At 38.0% G+C, this 13,319-nt stretch carries 9 protein-coding genes and 1 riboswitch; of the genes, 6 read left to right on the plus strand and 3 right to left on the minus strand.

The genetic code is table 11. The features are described from left to right. The first annotated feature begins 3 nt into the window (after positions 1–3). Entirely contained in the window at positions 4–513 is a 510-nt protein-coding gene (locus IGI63_RS01430; RefSeq protein WP_429975177.1) for a MarR family winged helix-turn-helix transcriptional regulator, read from the plus strand. Between the two features lie 37 nt (positions 514–550). Here IGI63_RS01430 and IGI63_RS01435 read toward each other — a convergent pair whose 3' ends face one another. From IGI63_RS01435 to IGI63_RS01445, 3 genes are all read right to left on the minus strand, one after another. Then, positions 551–1,414 carry a sugar ABC transporter permease gene (locus IGI63_RS01435; protein WP_002360454.1) on the minus strand — a complete coding sequence of 288 codons (864 nt, stop codon included), beginning with the start codon at positions 1,412–1,414 and terminating at the stop codon, positions 551–553. 3 nt (positions 1,415–1,417) lie between these two features. Then, positions 1,418–2,761, minus strand: a complete 1,344-nt coding sequence (locus IGI63_RS01440; RefSeq protein WP_002357775.1) for a carbohydrate ABC transporter permease — start codon at positions 2,759–2,761, stop codon at positions 1,418–1,420. Positions 2,762–2,846: 85 nt separating this feature from the next. Beyond that, positions 2,847–4,097 (minus strand): extracellular solute-binding protein, encoded by a 1,251-nt coding sequence (locus IGI63_RS01445; RefSeq protein WP_429975178.1) that lies wholly within the window; start codon positions 4,095–4,097, stop codon positions 2,847–2,849. Positions 4,098–4,356: 259 nt separating this feature from the next. Here IGI63_RS01445 and IGI63_RS01450 point away from each other — a divergent pair, with 259 nt between their 5' ends. The 5 genes from IGI63_RS01450 to mgtA all read left to right on the plus strand — a co-directional run bounded on the left by IGI63_RS01450 (position 4,357) and on the right by mgtA (position 13,229). Further along, positions 4,357–6,123, plus strand: coding sequence for a glycoside hydrolase family 13 protein (locus tag IGI63_RS01450; protein WP_429975179.1), 1,767 nt, complete (start codon positions 4,357–4,359; stop codon positions 6,121–6,123). Positions 6,124–6,150: 27 nt separating this feature from the next. Further along, entirely contained in the window at positions 6,151–7,776 is a 1,626-nt protein-coding gene (locus IGI63_RS01455) for a glycoside hydrolase family 13 protein (RefSeq protein ID WP_174121290.1), read from the plus strand. A gap of 1 nt (position 7,777) precedes the next feature. Continuing rightward, positions 7,778–9,391, plus strand: coding sequence for a glycoside hydrolase family 13 protein (locus IGI63_RS01460; protein ID WP_429975180.1), 1,614 nt, complete (start codon positions 7,778–7,780; stop codon positions 9,389–9,391). A gap of 171 nt (positions 9,392–9,562) precedes the next feature. Further along, a complete protein-coding gene (locus tag IGI63_RS01465; RefSeq protein WP_002407466.1) occupies positions 9,563–10,144 on the plus strand; it encodes a TMEM175 family protein in 582 nt (193 codons plus the stop codon). Positions 10,145–10,225: 81 nt separating this feature from the next. Beyond that, a riboswitch (M-box (ykoK) riboswitch) is annotated at positions 10,226–10,393 on the plus strand. 223 nt (positions 10,394–10,616) lie between these two features. Further along, positions 10,617–13,229 (plus strand): magnesium-translocating P-type ATPase, encoded by a 2,613-nt coding sequence (gene mgtA, locus IGI63_RS01470; protein WP_429975181.1) that lies wholly within the window; start codon positions 10,617–10,619, stop codon positions 13,227–13,229. The last annotated feature ends 90 nt before the right edge of the window (positions 13,230–13,319 follow it).

Below are 13,319 nucleotides of genomic sequence, written 5' to 3' on the forward strand. Positions count from 1 at the left end.
TAGGTGGGAAACGAGGGAGAACATATGGATAAAGAGAAGCATTCATCAAATTTAGATATTAGTGTCTTTACTGAAATTTTTTCATATATGAGCCAATTGCTTTTTAAAGACCTAGACTTGGAGGATCTAAAATTAACCAAGTTAGACATGTTAATTTTATTAATTGTGGCAACAAATGAAGGAATTAGTATGACGGAGTTAGCCAACCAAGTAGGAACGTCGAAAGTTCAAGTGAGTCGCTCTATTGCGGGGTTAGAAGAACGAGTAATTGTTCAACGTCGCCATAATCAAGAAAATCGCCGCGTGGTTAATGTTTATACGACAAAAGAAGGCGAGAAGCTCTTTAAGCAAAAAGAAAATCAAGTAAAACAGCAACTATCTGAAACGCTTAGTGTTCTTTCCTTAGAGGATTATCAAGAGGTCAATCAACACTTTTTGGCGGTCATGAAAATTTTGTCTAATTATCAAGCGCTACGAAGAAAAACGTGTAAGGAAAACAACGCCAAAAAATAAAAAACATCGTTTGGCTATAAACCAAACGATGTTTTTTCTAGCCTTTGACAGAGCCAGAAGTCACGCCTTCTACATAGAAACGTTGCATTAATATAAATAAAATAGTAATTGGAATGGCAATTAGCACACATCCGGCTGTAAAAGCCATGAATAGTGAATTGGCTGTTGATTTGGTCATCATCGAAAAGAGACCAATCGCAACGGTGTAATTTTCAACTTTATCACCCATAATAACTTTTGCGAAAATAAAATCCATCCAAGGGCCCATGAAGGCGGTTAAAGAAGTATAGACAATAATTGGTTTCGACAATGGCAACGTAATTTTTGTGAAAATTTGCCACTTGTTGGCACCGTCAATCATAGCCGATTCGTCTAAAGCCATCGGAATGGTATCGAAGAAACCTTTGGCGATGTAAAAACCTAGCGCCGAGCCTGCAGAGTAAACCAGAATTAAAGCGAATAAACTTTCAGTTAAATTTAAGGCTTTTAAAATATAGTAAACGGCAATCATGCTCATAAAACCAGGGAACATATTTAAAACGAGCGCCACTTTTAAAAATGGTTTTCTTAAGCGGAAACGTAACCGTGACAGCGCATAAGCCATTGCGATTGTAATAAAAGTTGATAACAGACAGCTTGCGATGGAGACGAACAAGGTGTTCAAAAACCAACGGACAAAGGGGAAGTTGCCAGTCTGATTTGTTAATAATACTTTATAATTTTCTAAAGTGAATGTTTTGGGAATGATATAGGGAACAAATGCACCGCCTTCGCCACGAAAACTTGTTAAGATAATCCACACAATGGGGAACATCCAAAAAACTGCTAAAATGGTTAGAATGATGTAAACGCTGGTAAGTGCAGTGCGTTGTTTTTTCTGGTAACTTTTTGCTTTAGCCATAAGTTACGCCTCCTTAAATGAATTCGTCCGTGTATAGGCAATTAAACTGAAGACTGCGGAGAGAATGAAGATTAAAATACCAATCACAGAGGCTAAATTGTAATCCATTGTATCGACAGTCAATTTGTATAGCCAGGTAACTAAAAGGTCAGTTGAGCCTGCACCGTAGAAGTTAGAATTGGCTGGACCACCGCCTGTTAATAGATAAATGACATTGAAGTTATTGATGTTGCCAATAAACTGTTGAATCAGCGCCGGGGTCATCACAAATAGAATTTGTGGAAATGTAATACTTTTAAAAATTTGCCATTTATTGGCACCGTCAATTCTAGCTGCTTCGATTTGATCTTCAGGAAGATTTTGGATAATCCCTGTAGAGATTAACATCGTAGCAGGAATACCAATCCACATATTGACAACAATAATGGTTAATTTTGCCCAATTCGGATCTGTTAAGAAGGGGATAGAAGAATCGATTAAGCCCCAGTTTAACAACAGAGCATTGATAGGTCCTGAACCATTTAAGAGGTTTCGCATAATTAAAAGTGAAACAAACGGAGGTACGGCCATCGTGATAACAAAAATAGTCCGCCAAAATGCTTTATATTTTAAGCCTTTTGTATTGATAAGCAAGGCTAAAATGATTCCAAAAAAGAAACAAGTTGCGGTTGCAAAAACAGCCCAAATCAAGGTCCAGCCAAGTACTGGAAAGAACGTTGAAGCCATATCGCCTGTGATTACATTACCTAGATTTGCCAATCCAACCCAAGTAAAAAGGTTTTTCGGTGGCAAATGATTATGGTCGTAGTTGGTAAAGGCAATTGAAATCATATATAACAACGGCAAGATGGTAAAGAAAAGAACGCCTAGTAAGGGAATCGTCATTAAAGTTGCATGGAAACGTTCGTTTAACAAGCTACGTAAATCATCCATAGTTGTTGGAATTTTTTTGCCGGCTGTCTTTAATTCATATAGGTGACGGGCGCTTTTTAAATTGATTACATATAAAATGATTAGCGATAAACAGACTAAAATTGCTGCAATTCCGAATAATAATAAGAGCATTGAATTATCGCCTTCTTTTAGAACTTCAATCCCTAAAGAATCATCATATACTAATCCTTGCTGTTGGGTCCCTAGTGTTCCTAGCATCATTAATGCGTGGAAACCATTACGGATTAACCAATAGATAAAGCCAATTTCAGCTGTTAAAAAGATGATTCCCTTTAACCACTGCTTGTTGGCAAAGTTTGCAGCACCCATAACTAAAAAAGATAGTTTTGTAGCGAAGTCGCCTTTTTTAAAGACCTCTCGAAATGACGTCTGGGCTTTCTTTTTCTTGAACATCTTCGTTCACTCACTTTCTACTTAAATAAAAAAGATAGAGGAAATGGGACAGCAGATTGAAGCTCGTCCCATTTCTTTACTCTTTTTATTCTTTTGCTTCTTTTGATGTGTCTTGGACTAATTTATCTAATTTTGCTTGATAATCCGCAGGTTTGATATTGCCTTTGTACGTATCATTGATCACTGCATCCATCGCAGGCCAGAATGAAACGATTTCTGGGATTTTTGGCATTACCACAGAGTGGGTTGGTTGTGCCATTTCTAAGATAGCTTTTGCAACAGTATCTTGTGTAATTTCTTCGTTTGTTTGTAATTTTTTGTTTGAAGGGACAAAGCCGATTTCTTTAAAGTAAGTCATTTGTGCTTTTTCGCTGGTTAAATAGTTTGCTAATGTCATTGCGGCCAATGGTGCTTGTGTTTGTTGGTTGACAGCAAAACTACGAACGCCCAAGAAAGCTTTCATTTGTTTTTCTCCATTGCCAAAATCAATGGTTGGGTAGGCAGCGGCCCCCATTTTGTCGCCAAGAGCTTTTTCTACATCGTTTTTAGACCAAGGGCCAGAAAGGAAGGCATCCGTTTTGCCAGAACCTAGATTAGACAATGCTTCTGTATTTGATTGGATCACACCAAGATTATTTTTTTGATCGGCAATCCATTGTAATACTTCTATACCTTGTTGGTTGTTAAAGTTGGTACCTTTTGGATCTTCGCCATTTTCACCATATAAGTAATCGCCGTTACTCATAAATAGAGGACCGAAGATATAATTTGCGCCATCTTCGCCAAAATTGGTACCGATTTTGCCTTTTTCAGTTAAAGACTTCCAAGTTTTGATTTCCTCTGGAGAATACGTATCTTTGTTATAATAAAGAACTTGTGACTCTACGGCATAAGGGTAGGCATAGACTTTGTCTTTCCAAGTGACTCCTTCGACTGCCGAGTCGATATTGTTTTCTTTGACTTCTTTTTCATATTTTGTGTTAGGGTAAATCAGACCAGCTTCTGCCATTTGACCAATTTGATCATGCGGCATCATGAAAACATCTGCGGCAGCTTTAGGATCTTTTGCAATGTCTTTTTTAGCATCTGCCGAATTTCCAGCAGTTAAGTTAACTTTAATATCGGGGTTTTCTTTTTCAAAATCGGCGACAACTTTTTTAAAGACGCCCATATATTCAGTATCAACCCATAATTTTACGTCACCAGCTGCTTTATTTGCTGAACCGCTTTCATTTTCAGCTTTCGTTTTTTCTGCGCCACCACAGGCAGTAAGTAAAACCGCAGAAGCACTTAAAAGGATACCGCCCATTAAAATCTTTTTCCAATTCGCTTTCATTTTTGAACCCTCCAAAAATTATTTTTTACAAGTTTTATTATGCAACCGATTGCGGAAATAATCAAGTGTTTTTCATCGAGAAAGTTAAAAAAGTTTTTTTGTTATAAATAACATACTGTTTATTTAAAGTGGTGTATACCACTAATTGAGCATTTTAAATAAAAAAGTAAAAAAGGGTATACAAATGCAATCGTTTGCGCTAAAATGTGTTCGAGTATTAGAAAATACACGAAAAGCGACAATTAAAGGAGAGAATTAAATGAACACTGCTGCAATCTACCATCGTCCAGAAAGTGAATTTGCTTATCTTTATACAGAAGAAACAATGCATATTCGTTTGCGTACGGCAAAAGGCGACATTGCCTCTGTCCAATTAGTGCAAGGAGATCCTTATCTTTTAGGGAAAGAAAAGTGGTACCAACAGTCGTTAACCATGGAGAAGTTAGTATCTACGGAGTTATATGATTACTGGTTTATTGCATTAAGTGCAAAATTTAAACGCCTTTCATATGCTTTTACTTTAGTAGGGACGGATGGCTTGACGGTGTTTTATGGCGAACACGGCATTTATCCTTTAGAAGAAAAGTATTTAGCGATGGCGAATAATTATTTTCGGATGCCGTATTTTCATGAAATCGATCGTTTTAAAGCGCCTGAATGGGTAAAAGAAACGGTTTGGTATCAAATATTTCCAGAGCGTTTTGCAAATGGTGATCCCGCCAATGATCCTAAAGGGACGTTGCCGTGGGGATCTAAAAGACCAGATCGACAAGATTTTTTTGGTGGGGATTTGCAAGGGGTGCTAGATCATCTTGATTACATTGAAGATTTAGGTGTTAATGGCTTATATTTTTGCCCGATTTTTGAAGCGTTTTCTAATCACAAATATGATACGATTGATTATTTAAAAATTGACCCAGCTTTTGGTGATGGCGCTACCTTTAAGCGTTTAGTCGAAGAGTGTCATCGACGGGGCATCAAGATTATGTTGGACGCCGTTTTTAACCATATGGGGGACACTTCGCCTCAATGGCAAGATGTGTTAAAAAATGGCCAGGACTCAATTTATGCCGATTGGTTCCACGTAAATGAGTTTCCAGCTAGCTATGAAGAAAGTGCTGATTTTGAAGAAGCAAGCAACATTACCTATGATACTTTTGCATTCACTCCGCATATGCCTAAATTAAATACAGCAAATCCAGAAGTGCAAGCCTATCTTTTAGAAATTGCTCGTTATTGGATTGAGGAATATGATATTGACGCCTGGCGTTTAGATGTGGCAAACGAAGTGGATCATGCGTTCTGGAAAAAATTCCGGCAAACATGTGATGACGCAAAAGAAGATTTTTATATTTTAGGAGAAATTTGGCACTCGTCGCAAAGCTGGCTCCAAGGAGACGAATTTCATGCAGTGATGAATTATGCATACACAGATGCGATTATGGGCTACTTTGTCAAGCAAGAACTGTCCTTGGAAAAGATGCTTTCTGAAATGAACAACCAGTTAATGCTCTATCGACAACAAACGAATCAAATGCAGTTTAATGTTTTAGATTCCCACGATACACCACGCTTATTGCATGAAACGAAAGAGGATAAAGAGTTGATGCGCCAAGTATTAGCGTTTACGTATATTCAACCAGGCGTCCCTTGTCTTTACTATGGTGATGAAATTGGTATGACAGGTGATATGGATCCTGATTGTCGTCGTTGTATGGTTTGGGAGGAAAATCAGCAAGATTTGGATTTGAAGGAATTTGTAAAATCATTGATTGCCCTTCGCAAAAAGTATGCGGCTGTTTTTTCTGGTGGAACAATCGATTGGACAGGAACTTCTTTTGAAACGGGGTTGATTAGACTCGCTTGTCGTTTGGAGGAACAGACGATTTATGGGATTTTTAATACTGGCCAAGAGACACAATTTGTCGATAGAACTGATCGAGAAGTTTTGCTAAGTTCTTCTATCGAAATTGCTTCAGAACAGATAATGGTTTTACCAAAAGGTTTTCTTTTATATCAAGCATAATAATTAAGCAAAGGAATGTGAAGAAGAATGGAAAAACATTGGTGGCAAGAAGTCGTGGTTTATCAGATTTATCCTCGCAGTTTTAAGGATAGCAATGGAGATGGCATTGGAGATTTACCAGGAATTATTGAAAAATTGGATTATTTGGAAACGTTAGGCATTGGGGCTATTTGGTTATCACCAGTTTATCAATCACCCAATGATGACAATGGTTATGACATTTCTGATTATGAAGCGATTATGACAGAGTTTGGGACGATGGCGGATATGGATCGTCTAATTGAGGAAGCGAAAAAGCGAAAGATTGAAATTATTATGGATTTAGTGGTTAACCATACGTCAGATGAACATCGTTGGTTTATTGAAGCGAAAAAAAGCAAGGAGAACCCCTACCGAGACTATTATGTATGGGCTGATCCTGCTTCAGATGGCGGTGTGCCTAACCGATTGAAATCTGCCTTTTCGGGTTCGGCGTGGACGTTTGATGAAGCGAGTGGGCAATACTATTTGCATTTGTTTAGTAAAAAACAACCAGATTTAAATTGGGAAAACCAACAAATGCGTCAGTCGGTTTACGAGATGATGAATTTTTGGATTGATAAAGGAATTGGCGGTTTCCGTTTAGATGTAATTGACTTAGTGGGTAAAATTCCAGGAGAAGAGATCACCGCGAATGGACCTCATTTACATCGTTATTTACAAGAAATGAACGCCGCGACATTTGGCGGCAAAGAGCTGTTAACTGTAGGTGAAACATGGGGGGCCACACCTGAAATTGCAAAAATGTACTCTAGTCCAGAGCGTCATGAATTATCCATGATTTTTCAGTTTGAACATATGAGCTTGGATCAACAACCAGGTAAAGAAAAATGGGACCTTCAGCCAATGGAAGTTGCCAAGTTGAAACAGGTTTTTGCAAAATGGCAAACAGAATTAGGAAATGATGGCTGGAATTCTTTATTTTGGAATAACCATGATTTACCGAGAATGATTTCGCGTTGGGGAAATGATCAGGAACATTGGTTGGAAAGTAGTAAGTTATTCGCTATTTTACTGCACATGATGAAAGGCACACCTTATATTTATCAAGGGGAAGAAATTGGTATGACCAATACGCCGATTACAGATATTCGTGAAGCGCGGGACATCGAAACGATTAACATGTACCATGAGTATCTAGAAAAAGGATATTCTAAAGAAGAAATTTTGCTGAAAATTAATACTAAAGGTCGCGACAATGCACGCCGGCCTATGCAGTGGACCGCTGAAAAAAATGCGGGCTTTACGACTGGTACACCTTGGATTGATGTTAATTCCAATTATCAAACGATTAACGTCGCTGCTGCTTTGGCAGATAAAAATTCACTATTCTATACGTACCAAGAAATGATTCGTTTGAGAAAAGAACATCCTTTAATTGTTTGGGGCGACTTTGAATTGCTGGAAACAGTGGACGAAGTGATCAGTTTTTATCGTACCTATGGTGAGGAACGCTGGCTTGTTGTAACGAACTTTTCTGACAAAGTTCAGCCATTTTCTGCAGACGTTCATGTAGAACAAGTAATGATTGAAAATATGCCGACAGATGTCACTGCTTTAGCAGACTATTCGTTAGCGCCTTGGCAAGCATTTGTTGTGAAAGTGAGTCAATAAGATGGGCCAATGGTGGAAAAATGCTGTCGGTTATCAAATTTATCCTCGGAGTTTTAAAGATAGCAACGGGGATGGCATTGGTGATTTGCAGGGAATTATTGAGAAATTACCGTATTTAAAAGAACTAGGGGTCGATTTTTTATGGTTAAATCCGATTTACACTTCGCCGAACGTTGACAATGGTTATGATATTGCGGATTATCAAGGGATTCAGCCAGAATTTGGTACGATGGAAGATTTTCAAGAACTTTTGGACCAAGCGCATCAATTAGGTTTGAAGATTATTCTTGATTTAGTGGTCAATCATACAAGTGATCAACATCCGTGGTTTGTTGAAGCGAAAAAAAGTTTAGATAATCCGTATCGTGAGTATTATTTATGGGCCGATGCGACACCAGATCGTATGCCGAATGAATGGCAAAGCTTTTTTGGTGGCTCGACTTGGACGTATGACGCGGGTACAAAACAAGCATATTTTCATGTGTTTGCAAAAGAGCAACCTGATTTGAACTGGGAAAATCCTAAAGTTCGTGAAGAGATTTATGCGATGATTCGCTGGTGGTTAGATTTGGGAATTGATGGTTTCCGATTGGATGCGATTAGTCATATCCAAAAAGAACCTTGGGATTTTAAAATTACCACGAATCCGTGGGCTCCATTTATGAATGTAAAAGGCATTGAAGACTATATGCTGGATTTGAAAGCTATTTTTGCTGAGTATGACATCATGACAGTGGGGGAAGCTAGTGGCGTTTCAAGTAAAAAAGCGGTGGAATGGACCAATGATGCGGGCTATCTGAATATGATTTTTGAATTAGAGCACAATGTTCGAGAAGGAAAGCCAGGAGAAGAACGGTTAAATATTTTAGGCTATAAAAAAGTAATGGCTCGCTGGCAAAAGCATTTAGGGACAGAAGGCTGGAATGCATTATATGTAGAAAATCATGATAATCCCAGAATCAATTCAATTTTAGGCAATGAAACCTCTCATTCTGCTAAGGCGATTGGAACAATCGCCTTGCTCTTGCGAGGAACGCCGTTTATTTATCAAGGACAGGAAATCGGCATGGTTAATTATCCGTTTCAACAGATTGACGAGTTAGATGCTAAAGATTCTCATAACCATTATCGTTTGCTTATAGAAAGTGGCTACGATGCGAAACAAGCATTGAAAGAAGTGGCGCATTGGACGCGGGACCATTCGCGTACGCCTATGCAGTGGACGAGTCAAGAGGCAAGTTCATTCACCTCGGGGCATCCGTGGTTAGCAATTCATCCCAATTTCAAAGAAATAAATGTGGCTGACCAAGAAACGGATGCACAATCCGTGTTGAATTATTATAAAAAGTTAATTGCGCTGCGGAAAGAAAATCCAGTCTTTACAGATGGACAGTTTGAACTATTAGCGCCCAATCATCCGTCTGTTTTTGCTTTTTTAAGAAAAACAACTGAGGCAACAGCGTTAGTGATTGTCAATTTAAGTGGAGAAAAGTGCCAATTTGACTTGCCGAATAAATTACTAGGCAGAAAGTGGCAACAATTATTAGGGAATCAAGATTTTACGGTGAAGAAACGGATGCAGTTAGCACCTTATCAGGCAGGCGTATTCCAATAACTGATTTGTTCTATAACGAGTGCAAGAGGCTTACTTTTAAGTGGGGCTCTTGCACTCGTTTTTAGGAACTTCAACAACCGAGAGACTTCATAAATAATTGAATTTTTACAGAAATGCGTTATACTTACTTTGAGTAAGTTATTTAATTTTTTATGAAAGTAGGGGGAAATGATGCCGAAAACACGTGTAGAAGCATTTACAGATGCAGTGATTGCGATTATTTTAACGTTATTAATTTTAGAATTAAAAATTCCTGAAAAAGCAGATTGGTCTGCTCTGACTCAATCTGGACACAAAATCATTATTTATTTAATTAGTTTTGTTACTTTATTAATTTACTGGAACAATCATCATCATTTATTTCAAAGTGTCCGTAAAATTGATGGACGTGTCCTTTGGATGAATAATTTTCTAATTTTGACGTTGACGTTTTTCCCGTTTGTTACTGGTTGGGTAGGTGAACATCCGTTTTCTTGGCCGCCACAAGCTTTGTATGGCTTAGTAGTATTAGGAGCTGATGTTGCTTATTATCTAGTGGTGCGGGCATTGATTCAGGCAAATGGGCCCAAATCCGAAGTACAACGTTTGTTTGGCCATTATCCAAAATTAACGCTTTCGATTGTGTTGAATATTATTGCGTTGATTGTAGGCAAACTGGTAGCGCCAATCGCTGTCCTGATTATTGATACGATTGTTTTAGTCATGTGGTTTATTCCTGAGCGAAAAGCAGAAATAAAGGAAATTTTAAAGTAGTCATTTTTTATTTATAACAAAAAAGTCATAAATCTTTTGACAAGAATGTCAAACTCCTCTATTATAAGAAGTGGATAAAAACTGAATAATTGTTAGGTGAGGCTCCTATTTGGACAAATGCTGCTGCCGCGAAAGGATCGAGAGACCCTTAGTTGGTTGAACAGGAATAATCGTGAAGGTTATTCATAATGTAGCTGATACATGTTATCTACGCCCTATAGTGCTAAAGCTCAACGATAGAGAATCTTATTTAAAGATGGTATTTTGGGACGTACTCTATTGTTGAGTAGGTCCTTTTTTGTGTGTTTGGCAAAAAAGCAATTATTCACTGGAAGTATAAATAAGAAAAAGAAAGGATGACTGTCATGGAAGACCCTGGAAGTGAACAGAGAAACAAAATACAGTCACCAACGAAAGGAGAAGATTTTAGCACTCTTTTCGGCAGGTGACCACAACCTTGGAGGAAAAGAAAATGATGAACAAAAAAACAATGGATATGAGAAAAGCAACCAAAGATCAAGAATTACGTAAATTGGCGTTGCTTTCTGAACGGGAATTAATGATGGAATTACGGACATCTGAAAAAGGACTCTCGAATGAAGATGCCGAAAAAAGATTAGAGGAATTTGGACCAAACGAAGTTTCTGCACAAAAGCCAACCCCAGCAATTATTTTATTTTTAAGTGCATTCAAAGATCCGTTTGTCTATGTCTTAGCCTTATTGATGGTCGTTTCAACTTTAACGAAAGATTTCGAAGCCGCTATCGTGATGGGCGTGATGATTTTAGCCAGTGTCTTGATTGCTTTTATACAAGAATATCGTTCTCAAAAAGCAAGTTTGGATTTAAAAGAATTAATTGAAAACACCGCTGCAGTGACACGGGAAGGAATTACGAAAGAAATTCCAATGGACGAAATTGTTCCAGGAGACATTGTAACTTTAGCTACAGGAGACATGATTCCTGCAGATGCCGTGTTGATTTGGACCAAAGATTTATTCGTTAATCAATCGTCGCTAACAGGCGAATCCATGCCTGTCGAAAAATTTGTGGATGCAGGTGTGGATCGTCAACAAACAGAGGTTTCTGCATTAGATATGCAAGACCTAGTGTTTATGGGCACAGATGTCTTGAGTGGACAAGGAAAAGCGATTATTTTAAAAACTGGGCAACATACATTTTTTGGTGATATTGCTAAAAATGCTACAACACAACGAGGAAAAACTAGTTTTGACTTAGGCTTAGCAAAAGTCAGTAAGTTTTTATTACGAATGGTAATGATTTTGTTTCCAATCGTTTTCTTGATTAATGGTTTAACTAAAGGTGCTTGGGGCGAAGCGTTTTTCTTCGCGATTGCCGTTGCAGTTGGTTTGACACCAGAAATGTTGCCAATGATTGTTACGAGTAACTTAGCCAAGGGTGCATTATCCTTATCGAAACATAAAGTCATTGTTAAAGAATTAGCGGCTATCCAAAATTTGGGTGGTATGGATGTGCTCTGTACAGATAAGACTGGAACGATTACCGAAGATCGTGTAGTTTTGGTTCAACATTTGAATCCATTAGGTGATTTGAGTGACGAGGTTCTAAATTTAGCCTACTTAAATTCTTCTTATCAAACAGGTTGGAAAAATTTAATGGACATTGCCGTTATTAATTTTTATGAAGAGCATCAATGGAAAACGCCGTTTAAAAATGTCACTAAAATTGATGAAATTCCTTTTGATTTTTCCAGACGCCGCTTAACGGTTGTCGTGAATGCAGATGATCATCAATTGATGATTACGAAAGGCGCCGTGGAAGAAATGGAAGAAGTGTGCACGCATGCGCAAATTAATGGCGAAATTGTACCATTAAGCAGTGCTGTGCGAGAAGAACTACGCCGAGTAAATGTTCAAATGAACAAACAAGGGATGCGTGTGTTAGCGGTAGCTGTAAAAAAAGATGTCCATAAAGAAGCAGTTTATTCAGTTGAAGATGAAAAAGAGATGACATTGATTGGGTTTATGGGGTTTCTTGATCCAGCAAAAGAGTCAGCCGTCAGCGCTATCCGCTCCTTACATGAACATGGTGTCAACGTGAAAGTGCTAACGGGCGATAATGACATTGTCGCCAAAAAAGTCTGTAAAGATGTAGGCATTGAAGTTTCCCATGTGCTATTAGGCTCTCAAATTGAAGTAATGACAGATGAAGAGTTGCGGGCGCAAGTGGAAGAAACTAATTTATTTGCCAAATTAAATCCGATGCAAAAATCTAAAATTATTGAATTGCTACAAGCAAAAGGTCATACGGTTGGTTTTATGGGGGATGGCATTAACGATGCACCGGCATTACGAAAAGCTGATGTGGGCATTTCAGTAGATACTGCAGCTGATATTACTAAAGATGCTAGCTCGATTATTTTACTGGAAAAAAGTTTAAATGTACTGGAATCTGGTGTGATTGAAGGACGAAAAGTATTTAGCAATATGATGAAATATATTAAAATTACCATCAGTTCTAATTTTGGGAATGTCTTTTCAATTTTAGTAGCCAGTGCCTTTTTACCATTTCTACCAATGCTTTCCTTACAACTCTTGATTCAAAATTTGATTTATGATGTGGCTCAGTTGACAATTCCTTGGGATAATGTCGATGAAGAAGAGTTATTAAGCCCTGTTCGGTGGGAAACGAACGGACTAGCGAAATTTACAGTATGTATTGGCCCGGTAAGTAGTATTTTCGATATTCTAACGTATCTTGTCATGTGGTTTGTGTTTAGCGCCAATAGTTTGGCAACTCAACATTTATTCCAAACAGGTTGGTTTATGGTGGGACTTGTTAGTCAAACGTTAGTTGTTCATATGGTCCGGACGCGGAAAATACCATTTATTCAAAGTCGTGCGTCAATGCCTGTGATGCTAAGTAGTTTAGGCGCAATCTTACTCGGTTTCTTGATTGTAGCAACGCCCATAAGAGAGGTTTTTGACTTTGTGAAACTTCCGGCTAACTACTGGCCATGGTTCTTTGGAATCATCATTGCGTACATGTTAACTGTTGAAATAGCTAAACGTTTATATATTAAAATTACCAAGGAATGGATTTAGTAAAATCTACTGAAAGAGAAAAGAATTTGCTAAGCTGTATTACTCGTTTTGCGAAAATTTGGTGATTTTAAGCAATGAATGTTCGTGATA

Source organism: Enterococcus sp. DIV0086 (assembly GCF_050498705.1).
GTDB lineage: Bacteria > Bacillota > Bacilli > Lactobacillales > Enterococcaceae > Enterococcus > Enterococcus faecalis.